This window comes from Sulfurimonas sp. (assembly GCF_041563495.1).
Lineage (GTDB): Bacteria > Campylobacterota > Campylobacteria > Campylobacterales > Sulfurimonadaceae > Sulfurimonas.
In genome coordinates this window covers 19,824-38,975 of sequence record NZ_JBFFMZ010000013.1, presented here as the reverse complement: position 1 = coordinate 38,975, position 19,152 = coordinate 19,824, and the positions used below count along the sequence as shown (strand labels likewise).

Genomic DNA, 19,152 nt, shown 5'->3' with positions numbered 1-19,152 from the left:
CTTCAGAGTTTATTCAAATGAGCCAAGAACTCTTGGGGTTCCATAAAACCTATAATTGTCTTAGACTTTATGACTTCAGAGTTCTCATCAAAAAACAGTATCGCCGGCGGACCGAATACTCCATACTTTTTACTTAAATCTTTTTGCTCTTGTTTATTGTCTGTTACATCCGCTTGAATTAAGACAAACTCATCCATCTTATTTTTAACGTTTTCATCTGCAAAAGTAACTTCTTCCAGCTCTTTGCATGAAGTACACCAATCAGCATAAAAATCCAGCATTATCTTTTTGCCTTTGTGTTTGGACAAAAGCTCATCCAGTTCTGCAATTGAAGTTATTCTAACAAATTCTGCGTGTCTACTCTCTACTTTACTTGCAGTGGAAACTACTTGCGGTTTTAAAAACGACAACGGCATAAGCATACTTTTTGAACCGCCTAAAACACCTATAAAAAGAGCGACGGAATAGATAAACATTATCACGGCAACACTTCTTTTAAAGATATGCGAATCTTTGTCAAAAGTACCCAGATAGATGGCAAAACCTATGCCAATCATAGAGTATAAAAGCATAGTTATATAAACATCTGCAACGCGCTCTAGCATCCACACGGCAACAAAGAGCATCATAACACCAAAGATTGCACTTACCATAGTCATCCATGCGCCAGGCTTAGGCATAAATTTACCTGCACTGACACCGACTATTATAAGCGGTATTCCCATACCTACACTCATAGAAAAAAGAGCCATTCCGCCAAGAACTGCATCTCCTGTCTGACCTATATAAACCAATGCACCCGCAAGTGGAGCGGCAACACAAGGACCGACGATCAAGGCTGACAAAAAGCCCATTATTGCTACGCCAATATATCCGCTATGATGCTGCGAAGCGCTTACTTTTGCGACTAAAGAATCCGGTAATTTCAGTTCATAAAAACCAAACATACTCAGAGCAAGAGCTATAAAAACTCCTGAAAACGAGTAAATGACCCAAGGAGTTTGAAGGGCAGCTTGTAAGTTTGCACCGAAAAGACCTGCTAAAACCCCGGCAATAGTATATGCAACTGCCATTGCAAGTACGTAGACTAGAGAAAGCACAAAGGCTTTTTTAGTAGTTATAGCGTCACCCTGAGAAATAATAACTCCAGAGATAATAGGTATCATAGGAAAAACACACGGGGTAAGTGAAAGAAGTAATCCAAAACCTAAAAATGTCAAAAGAATAATAAAAATATTTCCCGATTTAATAGTATCGGCGATTGCATCCGTCTCAGACTTCTCTTCTTTTAGAGGTTTGACCTCATTAGTTTTTTGTGTTTGGAGTTTTTTAACGTTCAGGCTTTTTAATTCTGGTTTTTTTGAAGACGAGACACTTAATTTAGCTGTCTCAATATCAAAGTTATATATTTTAGTAAGAGGTTCATAACAAAGACCTTTTTCTGAACAACCCTGATAAGAAAAACTAAACTCTATATTTTTACTGCCTGTGACATCAGCTTCTTTTTGCAAAGTTATTATAAAACTAGGAGACTCTAAAAAAACCTTCTCTTCATGATGTTCAACACTTTTCGGTCCGTCTATTTTAGCTATGGATACACCACTTCCCTCTTTAACTTCTAACTTCAACTGCTGCTCATAAACATAAATATCTTTAGCAATATGAAGAGTAGCTTCTATCTGCATCTCAGAATTAATTTTAGCCTCTGGAATAAATGCTTCTTCTGGCATCAAAAATTTAGGAGATGCCAATACAATAATACTTGAAGTAAAAAGTAGTAAAAGGAGTTTTTTCATATATGTGACCTATTAAAATGATTAAATTATTATAACTAATAAAAATGTGACATTTATTGTCTTTTGTGATATTTACATCCTCTTAGTTACATAATCACAAAACTGTTACAAATTTTAGCAACTAAAAAGTTGCTATTGTTTTTTTAAATTATAGTTTAACAGAGACTCCGTATTCCATTATCTTTGCTTCATGGTTTAGTCTGTCTTTGATTACCTTGCCGAAGATTTCCATTTTCTCAGCTTCCCCATGAATAAGATATAGATTCTTCAACTCTGTGAAATTATCTATCCACTCTATTAAATCACTTTGGTCTGCGTGAGCGGAAAATCCGTTTATAGTTTCTATCTGAGCTTTAACAACAATCTCTTCACCGTATATTTTTACATATTCATCACCATCTATGATACTTCGCCCCAAAGTTCCTTCAACTTGAAAACCGACAAATATAATGGTGTTATTATTGTTCCAAAGTCGATGTTTTAGATGATGCATAACTCGACCTCCGTGACACATCCCGCTTCCTGCTATGATAATTGTACGTTCTTTAACTTTGTTTATCATACGAGATTCTTCCCTTGTAGAAATACTCTCAAGAGATGCAAATGAAAACGGGTCACCGTCACCTAAGGTTTGATATTCAACTTCATCACTTAGATGAACAGGATATTTGTTATATAATCTTGTAGCTTTAATTGCTAAGGGACTATCAAGAAAAACACGGCATCTTGGCAATTCATTGTTGTGAAACATCTCATGCAGCAGCCATAATATCTCTTGGGTACGCTCTAGTGCAAATGAAGGAATAATGACATTGCCGTTTCTCTTTAGAGTTGTTATTACACTCTGTTTAAACTGCTTAACACTCTCTTTGATCGGTCTATGTACTCTATCACCGTATGTCGATTCTATAAACAGTGTATCGCCCTCGTGCATATTATCCAGCGGATCTATAATTAAACGGTGTTTGCTTCCTATATCTCCTGAAAAAACAACACGCTTTGTAGTTTTATCTTCTACATAATCTATCATAACAAAAGCACTTCCCATAATATGACCCGCATTTCCCAGTGTGACCTTTATACGCTTTGGAAGTTTATGTTTTTCAAAATATTCTAATACATGCCATCTTTTTAAAAATACCTCTTTTACATGATCTTCTGTATATAACGGTTCCATAATACGCTCTTCATCACCGTGACGTTTAGCTTTTCTTCTAAGAGTCTTATACTCTTCTTTGAGAATTTTTGCACTGTCCAATAACATTATATTTGCTATGTCTTTAGTCGGCTGTGTTGCTATAATCTTACCGTTGAATCCTTCTTTAACAAGTTTTGGAACCCTTCCTATATGGTCAAGATGAGCATGAGTTATTATGAGAAAATCAATCTCTGCAGGATCAAAACCAAACGGTTCATAGTTTCTTTCACTATCGCCAAGTCCTTGAAACATTCCGCAGTCTATTAGTATTTGAATAGGTCCCAGCTTTACTAGGTGGCAAGAACCAGTAACCATTCCGGCTGCTCCGTATGATGTAACGCTGTTCATAATGTACCTCCCAATTTCTTAAATATAATCATAACTTTTCATTCCATAATTTATGGAAAAAAGTTCATTAATTGATTCTATTTAATTTATTCACATATTATCACATAATTTTACTGAAAAAATAAATTATTTTTAAGAAAAACAGACTATAATTTATCCATGAAAAAAACACTCAAAAATTTTATATTTTCCACAAATGCTTTATTATTGACTTTACTTCTCATTATTATATTTGCATTTACTACGTACCTGCATACGTCTCTAGCAAAAGAAGAGGCTTACAAACATGCAGATGCCGTGTCACAACAAGTTTTTGCTTCTATGTATCAGGTGATGAAAAAAGGCTGGTCAACAAAAGAATTAAATGATTTTTCAGACTCTATTAAAAAAAGTTTCAATCATAGCAATTACTCTATAAACATATACCGAAGTCAAAAGGTCATAGAGCAGTTTGGAGCAAGGCACCAAGTTTTAAATGACAGCTCACTCAGAGAAGTTCTCTCAAGCGGTAAAGCTTTACGAACCACGGAAAATTCCACAATAAGAAACATACAGCCCCTAATAGCGAAACAAGAGTGTTTGACTTGCCACACAAATGTACAAGTTGGAGATACTCTTGGGATTATAGATATTGAACAAAATCTTATAAACATTATACATGCAACTCTTCTTGATTACATATATTTCTTTTTAACAATCATCCCATTGGTAATGCTTATTACATATTTTATATCAAGATATATGTCTAAAAAAATAGATATGGCTCTTGCAACCTTTAATACCAAGGTGTCACAAACAAATACAGTAAGAGAGTTTAAAAATTTTGACATCACGGAAGTTGATTTGGAATTTGATGAGCTTAATAATATTATAAACAACGTCAACATATTAACAAACAAGCTAAAGTCAATTGCGGTAGATAAAGACATACTTGAGTTTGAAGTACAACTTTTAGATAAATTTATTATAACTTCTGAAATTGTAAAAGATTGGAAAGAAGTTATCCGCGAACTTTTAAACGATATAAATAAAATTATGCAGACATATACACTAATGACTATGTTTAGAGTCGGTGATGACCAGTTTGAGATTGATGTCTTTTGGCATGGTATACCGAGTAAAAAAGTTGAAAAAGAACTTGAAAAATTTATAAAAGAATCCATAGAACAAAACCAGCACTTTGAAAATATAAGCGAACTAAGAATTGTACATAGCATTACCAATTATAATATATGCGTACAAGACATCATTATAGAAGATATACAACACCAAACAAAATCACTTTTTCTCGATACACCAAAAATTGGTGGTATTGTAGGTATTAGTGTTCAAGCGGATATTGTAAAAGATCCTATAAAGAACATCGTTATTGACAGCATCTTAACTACAATGGCAAACCTTGTAGGATCTGTAAAAGCTATAAACAAATATACCAATGATCTTGAATATTATGCAGCTCATGATCCACTTACAGGATTATTAAACCAACGTATCTTCATTGATATGATGGAGTATGAGATAAAACGTGCAAAACGTCATGAATATCCTTTTGGATTGATGATGATTGACTGTGACAACTTTAAACCGATCAATGACCGCTATGGACATGCTTTTGGCGATCAGTTTTTACAAGCTTTTGCAAAACTTCTCTCTGACACAAAAAGAGAAGAAGATATTTTATCCAGATATGGCGGCGATGAGTTTACCATCATACTTCCAGAATGCGATCTTAACGGTGCTGTTGCAATTTCAAATAGAATCTCTAAAACAGTAGAGGATTTTTCTCTTACTACACCTGACGGCACACAGATAGGAGTAACTGCTTCAATCGGCATTGCCATATATCCAGATCATTCAACAACTCAAAAAGAACTTTTTGTTATTGCAGACAGTATGATGTACAAAGCAAAAGAAGAAGGAAAAAATGCTATACGAATTCCTCAAGACTATGAAATACTCTCATTATTAAAAGAACAAAAAGAAAGATCATCAATGTTGCTTGAAGCTATCAGCAACAATAATATTGTGCCGTATTTTCAGCCTATACAATCGGTAGACGATAGCAGTATAATTATTCACGAATTGCTCATGCGTATAGTCATAGACAATAAACTGATGTCTGCTTATGAGTTTATTGAAACGGCTGAACAAATGAGTCTTATAACAAAGATGGACCTTATGGTAATCGAGAATGCTTTCAAGAAAATTCATGATGAAAACTATGAAGGCTATATTTTTATAAATCTCTCTCCAAAATCATTGATTGTCGGAGATTTTGTAAATAAAGTAATCGAACTGGTGTATAGGTATGGAGTTGAAAAATCAAATGTAATATTTGAGATAACAGAGAGAGAAACAGTTAAAAACTTCTCTGTACTTGAAAAGTTTGTTCAAAATCTAAAATTTGAAGGCTTTAAATTTGCTATCGATGATTTTGGCTCAGGCTTCTCATCTTTTCACTATATTAAAAAATTTCCTATCGACTTCCTGAAGATAGACGGTGAATTTATATTAAACATCAATAAAGATGAAAAAGACAGAGCTTTTGTCCAAAGTATCGTAACTTTGGCACAGATGCTAAAAGTAAAAACAGTTGCCGAGTTTGTAGAGGATGATGAAATCGTCCAAACTCTTAAAGAGATTGGAATAGATTTTATGCAAGGTTACCACATAGGTAAACCAAGCCCTGATTTCAAAAAGTAGTGAATCAGGCTCTTAGTTTTTCATGAACTTCATTAAAAATCACTTTTGAGTTCTCGCTCTCAGTAGTGAACTTGCTCACTAAAACAATAGCAATCCAAGCTAAAACAAAACCAGGCAATAACTCGTAAAGATCAAATATCCCGCCCTCAAGCTGTTTATAAACTATCACAACCAAAGCTCCAGTTACCATGCCTGCTATGGCTCCATGCTTGGTAATCCCTTTATGATATAAACTAAGTATTACCAAAGGTCCAAATGAGGCACCAAATCCGGCCCAAGCATAAGAAACAAGTTCCAGCACACTTGAGTTTCTGTCCGTTGATATATACAGAGCTATAAGAGCTATGATTACTACTGTACTTCTACCTACCCAAACCAACTCTTTATCGCTAGCGTCCTTTTTGATAATAGCATGATAAATATCGCGTGTAAGCACTGAAGATGAGACTAAAAGCTGAGAATCAATAGTACTCATAATCGCCGCCAATATAGCAGCCAATAAAAATCCTGCTATCCAAGGGTTAAAAAGAAGTTGAGAGAGTGTAATAAATATCTTTTCACTGTCTTCAAGTGCCACACCGTTTGCAACAACATAGGCAAATCCGAAAAAACCGACACTCAAAGAACCTAAGATAGAAATACCCATCCAAGTCATTCCTATATGTTTTGCTCTTTGCATCTCATCTTCATGTCTTATTGACATAAATCTTACCAGTATATGAGGCTGACCGAAATATCCGAGTCCCCAGGCTAAAAGTGAGATAATAGCTACAATGGAGCTTCCATGAAAAAGACTGAGATTTGCTTCTTTGACTCTCTCTATAATCAATAGAGCTTCATTAATACCGCCAATATCTATAATTACGACAATAGGTGTAACAACAAGTGCCAACATCATAAGTATGCCTTGGATAAAGTCTGTCCAGCTCACGGCATTATATCCTCCCAAAAATGTATAAGAGACGATAATAACACTTCCAATCAAAAGAGCATCCGTATAGTCAAGCCCAAATGTAGCTTCAAACAGTTTTGCACCGCCGACAAGACCTGAAGAAGTGTAAAGTGTGTAAAAGACTAAGATAACAACAGCAGTAACTACTCTGAGAGAGTTGCCATTCTCTTCAAATCTGTTTGAGAAATAATCCGGAATCGTTATTGAATCATTAAGATAATGAGTATAGACTCTAAGCGGTCTGGCAACATAGTGCCAGTTTAAGTATGCTCCGATTAAAAGACCGACGGCTATCCAAGAGCCTACTATCCCTTGAGAGTACATCATTCCGGGAAGTCCAAGCAAAAGCCAACCGCTCATGTCCGATGCTCCGGCACTAAGTGCTGTCACTCCTGGTCCAAGACCGCGACCTCCCAAGATATAGTCACTTAAATCATCTGTTTTAAAATAAAAATAAAAGCCGATTCCGACCATTAAAAGCATATATATACTAAAAGATATTAATACAGGCAGTTCCATTATTTTTCCTCTTTTTTCGTTTGTGTTTTATGTTCACCGAGATTACCGTATCTGTGATAGCTGTCTGAAATACTCTGTTCAATATAATAATGCAGCATCTCTACTCTTCCATGAGAAACAAAAGGTTCATCAGAAATATAAACCGCATCTGTGCTCAGTGCTTTATATATATTTGGACTGATCGCCTCATGAGTTAAAAACCTTACCCTCTCTACATCTTTTATGGAGCTGATAAGTTCATCTTCTTTCTCATAAAACACCTCGTCATCATTAACAAGGGTTGAGATGTTGTCTATCTCTGAGCAAAGTGAGAGATGCAGTTTTGCACCGATAAGTCTTATGGCAAATATCGAGCATATTATCTCTTGCAGTGTTGCACTCTTTTCAACTCTAAGAAGTACACTCTTAACACCAAGATATCTTATGTGGTTGCTCTCTCCTCTTATGTTTGAGTAGTCATGTTCACGCAAAAACTCTTTATCCACCCAATAGGCAAAGTTGGAACAGGTATCTAGTACCTCATCCAAACCTTCTATATTCAAAGTCGTTCTGTATCTCTCTATAAGTTCGTTACTTTTTTTCTCTCTTTTACTTGATGGAGTCGTGTTTATATTTGCAAACTGTGCAACATAGTTAAAACCGCCCGCTTTTCTACCGCTTCCGATGCTCGATTTTCTCATGCCTCCAAATGGCTGTCTCCTTACAATAGCACCTGTAGTCATACGGTTTATGTATAGATTGCCGGCTAACATCTTCTCTTTAAATACCTCTTTTTCTCTCTCATCCAAACTTTCCAATCCAGATGTAAGTCCATATCCTGTGGCATTTACAATATCGATTGCATCTTCAATATCTTTGGCACACATCACACTCAGTACCGGACCAAAAAGCTCATTTATATGACAATAATCACCTCTTCTTGTTCCCCACCTTATTGAAGGTTTTAACATATATGGATTATTATCTGAGAGACCAGGTTCAACAAGCCACTCCTCTTCTTCGTCAAGATAATCAAGTGCCGTTGCCAATTTTGTATTTGGCAGTGAACTCAAAGTTCCGATTTTATTATGCAAATCCCAAACACTTCCGACTTCCAATGACTTGGCGGCATCTACCAGTGTTTTACGGAAGTTCTCATCCTTATAAAGTTCTTCTTCCAAGACAAGAAGGGAAGTCGCTGAGCACTTTTGTCCGGAGTTGTTAAAAGCAGATGCCAGAACATTTTTGATTGCCTGGTCTCTGTCTGCAAGAGCTGTGACTATGGTCGCATCTTTGCCTCCTGTCTCCGCACTTATGTGAAGATTTGGGCGTTTTTTTATCATAGTATATGCCGTGTCTTCAGAGCCTGTAAATATTACAAACTTTACAGCTTCATTTGCAACCAACTCACTGCTTATCAGGTCACCGTCTGCTATTACAAACTGCAGGATATTTTTACTTACACCTCCGTCCCAAAAACACTCACAGAGTCTGTAAGCACTTAAAACTGAGCTCGCAGATGCTTTAAGAATCACCGTGTTTCCTGCTGATAAAGCTGCCGCAATTCCGCCTGTCGGTATAGCGATAGGAAAGTTCCATGGACTCACGACCAGTCCTACTCCCTTTGGACTTAACTCTACTCCGTCCAAAGCTTCCAACTTATTATATGAGAATGGATAAAAATTTAGAAAATCTATGGCTTCACTTACTTCGACATCCGTCTCGCTAAGTACTTTACCTACCTCGGCAGCTGCGACTCCTATTAAATCAGCTCGTGCTTTTTTAAACTCATTGGCTACATTCATAAAGATTTTAGTTCTTTGAGTCGAAGTAGTCTTTTTCCATCCGTCTGTATCTTTTTTAGCAATATCCAGTGCTTTTGCCAACTCCTCTTTTGCAACTTTTGTGTAACTTCCCACTTCTATATTTTCATGATACTGTGATTTGTCTATAACGATTATCTTATCTTCGCCTTTTATCTCCTCACCGCCTATAACAGAGTGAACATGATAACCGCCGGTTTTGTGGATATTGGACCATTTATCTACTATTTTCTTTGCCCAAACCATATTTGCCTCAAGGGCAAAGTCAGTGTCACTTTCATTTTTAAAATCATAACCTGCAATATCCTTTATTGGTTCTATAGTCTCATTGTTTCTATCTTGTGTTCTATATGGAATCAGTCTAAGAGTCTCTATTTCTTTTATGGAGTCATCAAAAGTTTTTATAAGCCTTTCCCATGCACTGTCTTCAACACGTAGTCCAAAACTGTGTCGTAAAAAGTTTTGCTCTGCGGTGTTCTCATCAAACCTTCTTACAAGATAGGCAATAGCATTTGTAAATGTCTCTTTTGTTGCTGTAGGGGCATATAAAATAACATTTACACCATCATTTTTTAAAACCTTATATGCACTCTCACTCATCCCTTCAAGCATCTCGGCAGTGTAATATTCATCAACATCTCTATCAATAGCCAATTCATGCGCCAGAGCCAGATCAAACAGGTTATGAGATGCTACGCCGACATTCACATATGGAGCAATATCAAAAGAGAGTAAATAATTCAAAAGAACCTTGAAGTTCGCATCACTTTGACTTTTACGCTCATACGTTACACATGGCCAGCCTCTAAGACTTGCTTCTGTCAGCTCCATCTCCTGGTTTGCCCCTTTTACGACTCTTATCTTAATAGGTGCACCGCCGCTCTCAACCCTCTCTTTAGCCCATGAAACCAGTCTTTGCGCTTGACTTAAAGCATCGGGCATATATGTTTGTAAAACTATACCCGCATGAAGATTTTTGAATCTCTCCAAAGAGAGTGTTTTTATGAATGCATCTATTGTAAGACTTAAATCTTTATATTCTTCCATATCCAGGTTTACAAACTTGTTTTCTAACTCTCCATAAGAATTAGTAAATTTATTTTTTATAGCGGCATCGTAGATAAGTGTTATACGCTCAGATATCTGTTCCACACTCCACTCATGAGCCAATGGAACTATTTGAGAAAAAATTGTTGATATTTTTATGGAAATATAGTCAATATTTGGATTTTGTAATGCTTTAATATATTTTTCGACTCTCTCTTTTGCCTCATCTTCTCCTAAGACAGCTTCACCGATGATGTTTATATTTACTCTTGTATTCTCTGTTTTTCTGTTTTTTATGTGTCGTGAGAGAAAATTCTCTTCTCCTTTTATAACGATTGAACTGATATCGTCTCGTAAATATTTAATAAAAAGGGGAACCGATACACTTGTTACATATATTCCCATATGGCGGAAGAGCCAGATCAATATCTCTTCAAACCTGCTAAAGAACTCTATGTTTTCATATTTACTAAATAAAAACTCCAATTGGTCAGCTACCCTTGCTGTATTACGGGACCTGAAGCTTTGATCTAGCAACTCGATTAAAAAAAGCTTGTTTTGCGGGTCTTTAAGCATTTTTATCATCATCTGATGAAACTTGATCTCTTCTGCCTCACGACTTTTTGAAATTATTTTTTGCCAATTTTGAGATAAAATCTTTGCCCTTTCGAATGTACTTTTTTCTATGTTCATCGTTTCTCCTCAAATTTTGCAGTTGCCTTGAGGGTAACAAAAAAGAACTAAAATGAAATTGAATCAGCGATAAGCATTTCTCCCAAAATCAAATCTTTAAGCAAAATATCATCAACATTTCCCTACCCTACACAAATAAATCCATATAAAGAATTTAAGATGTCAAACAGATTAGAAAAAGAAGATTCACCATATTTACAGCAACACAAGAATAATCCTGTTAATTGGTTTGCCTGGGGTGATGAAGCATTCGAGAAAGCTCAGCGTGAAAACAAAGCCATCTTTATAAGCATAGGCTACTCGTCCTGCCACTGGTGTCATGTGATGGAAGAGACCGTATTTGAAAACCAAGAGTGTGCAGATATTTTAAACGAGCACTTTGTGTCCATTAAAGTTGACCGTGAAGAGAGACCGGACATAGACAAACACTATCAAGAAGTTCATATGCTCTTAAACCGTCGCCCTGGAGGCTGGCCTACTTCTATTTTCTGTACCCCGCAGAACAAACCTTTCTTTGCAGGAACATACATTCCGCCCGAATCTGAGCAAGGTTCCATTGAAGGTATGGGGTTTAAAGAACTAACAAGACTAATAGGCACAAAAATAGCCGAGAATGACCCTCAGCTGTATAAAAATGCAGATGAAGTGGAGAGTTTTTTAAATCATGTAGAACATCCAAAAGAAGCTACGGTGCTAAAAGAAGAGTTCACAAAAAACTTTATGCTTCAGGTAAAAAACAACTACGAGACAAAAGACGGCGGTTTTTCTGTTGCACCGAAATTTCCTCATGCATCTACACTTGGTACACTATTGATTATCGACAAACTCTATGATGACAAAGCGGCACGCGCTATGATTATTCATACATTAGAGTCTATGAAAAAAGGCGGGATTTATGATCTAGTTGACGGCGGATTTTGCCGTTACTCGGTAGACGGTGAGTGGAGAGTTCCTCATTTTGAAAAGATGCTTTACGATAATGCCCTGCTTTGCGAACTATATACAAATGCTTATCTTACTTACAAAGATGAGAGTTTTTTAGCTGTTGCTAAAGAGATAGCAGACTTTTGGTACAATTTTATGAGCGAAGACGATCTCTTTTACAGTGCAAGCGATGCCGACAGCGAAGGAGAAGAAGGAACTTACTTTACATACACTTATGAAGAAGTTTATAATGCTCTTGACAATCACGGATATCAAAATATTGAGGAGATGCTTGCACAGATAGAAGTGGCAAGAGAGGGAAACTTTGAAGGAAAGAACATCATCCGTTTTAACAACGGCATTGTTCCTGAGTATTTTGAAAAAGTAAAAATCCTTCTGCAGGATTTGAGAAAAAACAGAGAGTATCCGTTTATAGACAAAAAAGTTCAGACATCTTGGTCCAGTATGATGATAAAAGCACTCTTTACTCTTGGAGTTATAGATGTAAAGTATAGACAAAGAGCAGTAAAAAGTCTGGATGCACTACTAAAGACTATGTTTATAGACTCAAAGCTGTATCACACCACACTCATACACAAGACTCCTAAAGTAGAAGCCTTCTTAGAAGATTATGCCTACCTTTGCCAAGCTCTTATAGCTGCATATAATGCTACGCAGGAGGAACTATACCTCATACAGGCTCAGAGGTTTGCAAATATCGCCTTAGAAAAGTTTTACTCAAAAGGAACATGGAACTTCAGCTGTGGAGAGTTTGAGACAAAAGCTGATATAGCAGACAATACCTACACAAGTTCCGTAAGTATCATGGTCGATGTGCTTATATCTCTCTCAACTTTGCTTGAAGATGAAAAATACTCACATTTTGCTTTTAAAACATTGGAATATAACTCTTATGAGCTAGGAAGAAGACCTGTTATTTATCCATATATGCTGCGTCAGATGCTAAGATATATAAAAGGTGACAGAGTTATAAAATCAGAGGCTTCAAACCTGGATGCAAATGCTTATGAACTCGCTGCATTAGAGTATCCGTTTACACATAAAAAAGTATCTCAAGATGCGGGTTTTATGGTGTGTGGAGACAAAAGCTGTTTTGCAAACAGCGATAACATAAATAAAATCAATGATATAATAAGAAATAGTTTCTAGACTTTAGTCGCCTCAGCGGCGCAAGCGAAGATAAAAAGACTTTCAGGAAACATTGGCTGAAGCCAAACGTGTTACTTGTTTTGTTTCTTTATCGGAATAACTTAAATAAAAAGGATGAAAATGAAAACAATAATATTAACAATTTTACTCTCACTTACTGCTTTAACCATGTTTACAGCTTGCGAGAGAAACGACTATCAACATCCTCTACATCGTTCAAAATAACCGTTTATGCTAAAGACTTTAGGCAAGTTCATCTTTATGATCGAACTCGGGTATAAACATATAAGGGTATTTAAACGTACTTATTTTCACCCGTTTATGTCCCTCAAACATGCATATAAACAACTTTCAAAGGATAGACAGGCCTATTCGAACAGTGTTATAGATTTTTTAAATATTGAAGTGCAGCTAATAGGTGAAGTACCACAAAGAGACAGGATGATTTATGCTATAAACCATCGTTCTTTACTTGATATCATAGTCATGGAACATATATTTTCAAAATATGACAAGAATGGAACCTGGATAGCTAAACAAGAACTTTTTGATGCATTTTACGGTGATTTTTTCAGATATAGCGGGTGTATAAGTGTTGATCTTGAAAACGGCAGAGGTCTCTTGAAATTTTTTAAAGAGATAAAAAAAATATTATCCAAGATCGATGACTTTAACATCTATATCTTTCCTGAAGGTGAAAGAAATAAAAAACCGGGAATCTTGGAATTTCAAAGCGGCGCGCAAAAGATTGCCAAAGCGAATAAACTTGATGTTGTCCCTGTTTTTATAAACGACTCTTTGGAAAAAGTTTTTAAACATGCTCCCTACAAAGAGAAAAAAATCGTAGAAGTACATATCGGTGATATAGTCAATCATGAAAATTTACAAAAAGAGTATACAGACTTTGTAAAAAGTGCTAAAGGAGAAAATAATTGAAAAGTATGAAACTAGGTGTAAACATAGACCACGTAGCAGTTTTAAGAGAAGCAAGACGAGTAAATGATCCAGATATCTTAAATGCTCTTTTTGTAGCTTGTGCTAACGGTGCAGACCAGATCACAATACACCTCAGAGAAGACAGAAGACATATACAAGATATAGATGCAAAAAACATTATGCTCCAATCAAGCCTGCCTGTGAACTTAGAGTGTTCTATAAACAGAGATATCTTAAACATAATCAGTGATTTAAGACCGCATCGCGCCACCTTAGTCCCTGAAAAAAGAGAAGAAGTGACAACTGAAGGCGGTCTTGACGTCTTCACATATGAAGACGATATAGCCTATGCCATAGAACAGCTTCACGACTCCATCATACCTGTTTCACTCTTTGTCGACCCTACTATAGAAGCAATGGAAAAATCAAAAGAGTTAGGTGCCGAGATGGTCGAACTTCATACTGGAAGTTTTGCCAACATATTTGCGATGCTTAACTCTTCACTGCCTTATACAAACCACTCTGTAAAGGAACTGGAGGTTCCTCGCTATGAGCTTGCAAGCAGACTTGAAAAATCTCTGCAAGAGATTCAAGCAGCAGCTACACATGCTAAAGAGCTAGGACTTGAGGTGGCAGCCGGTCATGGACTGAACTATCACAATGTTTCTCATATGATGAGCATCGAGGAAATCACTGAGTTAAATATAGGTCAAAGCATAATTGCCAGAAGTGTATTTAGCGGTTTGGCGGATGCCATAAAAGAGATGAGAAGATTAACGACAAGATAATGCGTAAACATAATATTGCCATAAGTGTCGGCGACTTAAACGGTGTGGGCATAGAAATAGCTCTTAAAGCCCACGAAGAAATCGCCAGACTCTGTAATCCAATCTACTGTATCAACTATAGAATGCTGACACAAGCTGCGGAACTTCTAGATATGAAACTCCCTGAACTCATTCAGTTGCATCCTGTAGAGGGTGATTTTAAAATAGAAGCAGGAAAGATAGGTTTTGCATCCGGAAAATACTCTTATGACTCTTTCATGAGTGCAATAAAACTGTGTGAAGATTCAAAAGCAGATGCTCTTGTGACGCTGCCTATACATAAAGAAGCTTGGATGATGGCAGGTTTAGAATACAAAGGTCACACCGACCTGCTCCGCAAACACTTCAATAAAGATGCCATCATGATGCTGGGATGCGAAAAGATGTTTGTGGCACTCTACACCGAACATATACCGCTAAAAGATGTGGCATCCAGCATTGATAAAAAAAGACTTGTTACTTTTTTGCTTGATCTGCACAAAAGCATCGGAGATAAACAAGTAGCTGTTTTAGGGCTAAACCCTCACGCTGGAGACAACGGTGTTTTGGGAAATGAAGAGAAGATTATAAATGAGTCTATCAAATTGGCAAATAACTCTATAGGCAAAGAGTTGTTTCACGGCTCAATTGTACCGGACGTCGCTTTTACGCCTAATTTTAGAGCAAACTACAACTACTTTGTAGCGATGTACCATGACCAAGGTCTGGCACCTCTAAAAGCACTCTACTTCGATGAAGGTATCAATATATCTCTAAACCTTCCTATCATCAGGACATCGGTAGACCACGGGACTGCCTTTGATATCGCCTATAAAGGTGAAGCTAAAACACTCAGTTATATCAATGCTGTAAAGAGTGCGATTTCATTTGCTTCATAGTATCCACAAATGTGTGTAACTGACAACTCCCTAGCATTTTAGGAAGTTGTTTCTAGCGGTTATATTATTTTACTTCGATCTTTTTGGCTTTTTCAGCCTCACTTTTTTGTTTTGGAATAATTACTTCCAACACACCGTCTTTGCTGCTTGCAGTTATATTTTCAATATCAGCACCCTTTGGTAAAGTGAAACTTCGCTCAAACTTTCCAAAAGAAGTCTCGATTCGATGATAATCATCTTCTTTTACTTCTTCTTTGTGGTGTCTTTCTCCTGAAATCGTAAGGACATCGTCCTTCACATCAATCTTTATGTCCTCTTTTTTAACACCCGGAAGATCAGCGTCAACATGATAAGCGTATTCACCCTCACGCGTATTTACAACTGGCACAAATCCGCTCAAAGAAGACCCCCTGTTATCAAACTCACTCAAAAGTGAATTGAATCTGCTGCTAAAATCCTTAAACTCGTCAAACGGATTATACTTTGTAAGAAACATGACAAACTCCTCAACTAGAGATTAAAAGAAGTTATATAATATAATATAATATAACTCCAATCTCACATTATAAAACACACCACATAAGCTTTACCTTAATCACCATTAAGCAAAAAATGATTTCAGGCGAATGACGGGCTATTTAGCGTGGCAAAGAAGAGCTTTTATTTCTAAAGCAAAGCTAATCTCCTGTTTATTTTTCTGTATGCCTTTTGCACTAAAGTGACCTTTATCGTAGTTATACTCCAGCACAACATTTTCAGAGTTGGAACCTGTATCTACTTTCACGGTTACTCTTCCAGTTCTTGGTTTACCTTTTTCTCTTTTATCTGCCTCAATATCAATTATTGTCACAAGGGCTGTATCTACGTTCATAGTAGCACCGATAAAAATAGTCTTGAAGTTCCTGCCGCTTGGCACTTTGGCCTTGTAATTCGCCTTCTTATAACTTTTATTGTTTATATTTAGTTCAACATCACCAACTTGAGAAAGGTCACATCCGTTGGCTTTTAAACCTGCAGAAAATGCAAACGAAGAGATTAACGCCAGAGAGACAAGAATTTTTAACATATTAAGCCTTTATATTTTTCTTGGCTGAGTATATCGTTTATAAGATATAATTTTACTTATGAATCCAATACTATTTTTCACAGCCTTTTTAGGTGTTTTTATTCTGCTTAATATGTACATCTCAAAAAGACTGATCACAAAACTTGACATAAAAGAAAAGCATAAATACTATCTGCGCATATTTTTAGTAATAAACTTTTTGGGCATTATCGGATATATGATTGGACGCTACTATGCAGACATCCCCAGCTGGCTATATTTTCTATTTTCACTTCCGATCGGTATACTCTTTTTACTCTTTTGTACGGCAATAATCTACGACATCTCAAGAATCGTGCTTCACTACTCGCCCATATCACAAAAACGAAGAAACTTCTTTAAACGCTCACTAGATATCTCTTCTCTTCTTGTAGCTACTTCACTGAGTGCAAAGTCTATGTATGAAGCAAGATATGTAAAGTTAGAGAAAGTAAATGTAAAGATTAAAAAACTAAAAAAACATTACAAAATAGTTCAACTAAGCGACATACATATAGGCGGTCTGATAGACAAAAGCTTTATTCATAAAATTGTCACAAGAGTAAATGCATTGAACCCAGACCTTGTTGTGATCACAGGTGATTTGGTTGATATAGACCTCATTCATGCAAAAGAGACACTAGATGAACTAAAAGGTCTTAACTCAAAATACGGAACTTATTTTATCCTTGGAAACCACGAATATTTTCACGATACAAAAGGCATCATAAAAGCCGTTAAAAATCTTGGCATCAAAGTATTGGAAAATGAGAATGTATATATAGGTGATAAAGAAGAAGGTTTTAACCTTGCAGGGGTTTATGATGTCTTTGGATACAGAACAAAGACTTATGTACCGCAGATAAGCGAGGCTCTGCATGATCTCAAAGACTCGCCTACCGTTCTTTTAGCTCATCAGCCAAAGTATATAGAAGAAGTCACAGACAGTGTTGACTTGATGTTAAGCGGTCATACTCATGGGGGACAAATATATCCTTTCAGATTTTTGGTACAACTGGCTCAGCCGTACATAGAAGGTCTGCATCAGCATAACGAGAAACTGCAGATTTACGTGAACAAAGGAACAGGTTTCTGGGGTCCGCCTATGAGGTTAGGTGCAAGCAGTGAGATAACAGAAATCATACTTGAGCCTGCAGTTTAACTCTTCTTAAACATAACAATGTTTTTGCTGTTGTGCTTTAGTATCTCTAAGTCAAACGCAGATGCCAGATACTCAAATGTTTTCATACTAAAAAAGCCTATATGAGTCACATCTTTTATGTAAAACCATTTCAAAAAATTTTCATCATCACTATGATGGAAGTAAGTCATAAGAAGTAAACAACCGTCTTTATTAAGATGCGAAAGAAGTTCTTTTAAAATCTCCAGCGGATTTCTAAGATGCTCGATGACTTCTGTCGAACATATCAGGTCGTAGTTTTTATTTTCATATACTTTTTTGGGAAAGTAAAAGAGGTCGTATCTATCACAACAAATCCCTGCTCTCTCCAGTAAAACCGGTAAGACTTCACCCTCCCCGCAGCCAAAATCCAATGCCGTTTTTATTTCATCTTTCTTATCTGCTATAAACTCTTCTATCAAGGTCTCAAACATCTTTACATAACCTAGCGACTCCAAGTTGTTGTCGTGGTTGTCGTAGTGTTTTTTCTCAAGAGTAGCATCTAAATGATATTTATCATCCATAAAAATATAGTCGCACTCAGAGCATCTGTAATAACTTTTGCCACTTTTGTCATCGCTTATTACGGTTGTATTACAGTTACAGATTTTACATTTTTTCATGAGGTAATTTTATCTTCTTTTGTTATAATTAAACATCAAAAACAAGGAATACTAATGGCATATTTTAAAAAAGTAAAACTAAAAGACAAACTTTACGGCATGGTTTTTGGTGCGGGAAAAGTTACTCAGGTATTTGAAGATTCTCACTATAAGATGATGGTTACATTTAAAAACGGTCACGAGATTCCATACACAGAAGACGGAATACCAGGCTGGGGTAACTTCAAAAAACAAACTATTTTTTATAAAAAAGACATCGATCTTACTGATGTTGACTTTTCTCCTGTCTCAAAAGTTTTATCTCCTAAGAAGATAATAAAACTAAGAGAGAAGAAAAAGCTTGAGGTCAGACTTCCTTCTGGCATCTGGTCAAACTGTATAAAATGTGCAAAGGAATATGTAGAAGAGATGCTTGAAAATGAAAACTACCATCTCTTTAGAAAAAAAGTTGACTAAGGTATAAAAAAATTGC

General features: G+C 36.3%; 14 protein-coding genes. 7 read left to right on the top strand and 7 right to left on the bottom strand.

The features are described from left to right. Positions 1-2: 2 nt before the first annotated feature. Together dsbD and ABYK18_RS11110 are read right to left on the bottom strand one after the other, a co-directional pair. Positions 3-1,796, bottom strand: a complete 1,794-nt coding sequence (dsbD, locus tag ABYK18_RS11115) for a protein-disulfide reductase DsbD (protein ID WP_373036746.1) — start codon at positions 1,794-1,796, stop codon at positions 3-5. Between the two features lie 148 nt (positions 1,797-1,944). Then, on the bottom strand, positions 1,945-3,342 hold the full coding sequence (locus ABYK18_RS11110; RefSeq protein WP_373036745.1) for an MBL fold metallo-hydrolase RNA specificity domain-containing protein: 1,398 nt from the start codon (positions 3,340-3,342) through the stop codon (positions 1,945-1,947). 159 nt (positions 3,343-3,501) lie between these two features. Between ABYK18_RS11110 and ABYK18_RS11105 the strand changes: the two genes are divergently transcribed. Further along, positions 3,502-6,045: a putative bifunctional diguanylate cyclase/phosphodiesterase gene (locus ABYK18_RS11105; RefSeq protein ID WP_373036744.1), complete on the top strand. Its 2,544-nt coding sequence runs from the start codon at positions 3,502-3,504 to the stop codon at positions 6,043-6,045. Between the two features lie 4 nt (positions 6,046-6,049). Here ABYK18_RS11105 and putP read toward each other — a convergent pair whose 3' ends face one another. Both putP and ABYK18_RS11095 read right to left on the bottom strand, forming a co-directional pair. Continuing rightward, a complete protein-coding gene (gene putP / locus ABYK18_RS11100) occupies positions 6,050-7,516 on the bottom strand; it encodes a sodium/proline symporter PutP (protein WP_373036743.1) in 1,467 nt (488 codons plus the stop codon). Next, positions 7,516-11,058 (bottom strand): proline dehydrogenase family protein, encoded by a 3,543-nt coding sequence (locus ABYK18_RS11095; RefSeq protein ID WP_373036742.1) that lies wholly within the window; start codon positions 11,056-11,058, stop codon positions 7,516-7,518. The genes putP and ABYK18_RS11095 overlap by 1 nt, the downstream gene beginning before the upstream one ends. A 159-nt stretch (positions 11,059-11,217) precedes the next feature. On the opposite strand from ABYK18_RS11095, the gene ABYK18_RS11090 reads away from it, so the two are divergent. The 4 genes from ABYK18_RS11090 to pdxA all read left to right on the top strand — a co-directional run bounded on the left by ABYK18_RS11090 (position 11,218) and on the right by pdxA (position 15,793). Beyond that, a complete protein-coding gene (locus tag ABYK18_RS11090) occupies positions 11,218-13,152 on the top strand; it encodes a thioredoxin domain-containing protein (protein WP_373036741.1) in 1,935 nt (644 codons plus the stop codon). A gap of 231 nt (positions 13,153-13,383) precedes the next feature. Continuing rightward, entirely contained in the window at positions 13,384-14,088 is a 705-nt protein-coding gene (locus ABYK18_RS11085; protein ID WP_373036740.1) for a lysophospholipid acyltransferase family protein, read from the top strand. 5 nt (positions 14,089-14,093) lie between these two features. Further along, positions 14,094-14,876 (top strand): pyridoxine 5'-phosphate synthase, encoded by a 783-nt coding sequence (locus ABYK18_RS11080; RefSeq protein ID WP_373036761.1) that lies wholly within the window; start codon positions 14,094-14,096, stop codon positions 14,874-14,876. Beyond that, positions 14,876-15,793, top strand: a complete 918-nt coding sequence (gene pdxA, locus ABYK18_RS11075) for a 4-hydroxythreonine-4-phosphate dehydrogenase (protein WP_373036739.1) — start codon at positions 14,876-14,878, stop codon at positions 15,791-15,793. Before ABYK18_RS11080 ends, pdxA begins: the two co-directional genes overlap by 1 nt. A gap of 64 nt (positions 15,794-15,857) precedes the next feature. Here the strand turns inward: pdxA and ABYK18_RS11070 are convergent, their stop codons facing one another. After that, a complete protein-coding gene (locus ABYK18_RS11070; RefSeq protein WP_373036738.1) occupies positions 15,858-16,289 on the bottom strand; it encodes an Hsp20/alpha crystallin family protein in 432 nt (143 codons plus the stop codon). 138 nt (positions 16,290-16,427) lie between these two features. After that, the gene (locus tag ABYK18_RS11065; protein WP_373036737.1) at positions 16,428-16,859 is read right to left on the bottom strand and encodes a hypothetical protein; all 432 of its coding nucleotides are present in this window, start codon (positions 16,857-16,859) and stop codon (positions 16,428-16,430) included. Between the two features lie 58 nt (positions 16,860-16,917). On the opposite strand from ABYK18_RS11065, the gene ABYK18_RS11060 reads away from it, so the two are divergent. Next, positions 16,918-18,039, top strand: a complete 1,122-nt coding sequence (locus ABYK18_RS11060) for a metallophosphoesterase (protein ID WP_373036736.1) — start codon at positions 16,918-16,920, stop codon at positions 18,037-18,039. On the opposite strand, the gene ABYK18_RS11055 is transcribed toward ABYK18_RS11060, so the two are convergent. Further along, on the bottom strand, positions 18,036-18,680 hold the full coding sequence (locus ABYK18_RS11055) for a class I SAM-dependent methyltransferase (protein ID WP_373036735.1): 645 nt from the start codon (positions 18,678-18,680) through the stop codon (positions 18,036-18,038). The genes ABYK18_RS11060 and ABYK18_RS11055 overlap by 4 nt on opposite strands. A gap of 54 nt (positions 18,681-18,734) precedes the next feature. On the opposite strand from ABYK18_RS11055, the gene ABYK18_RS11050 reads away from it, so the two are divergent. Beyond that, positions 18,735-19,136: a hypothetical protein gene (locus tag ABYK18_RS11050; protein WP_373036734.1), complete on the top strand. Its 402-nt coding sequence runs from the start codon at positions 18,735-18,737 to the stop codon at positions 19,134-19,136. Positions 19,137-19,152 lie beyond the last annotated feature (16 nt).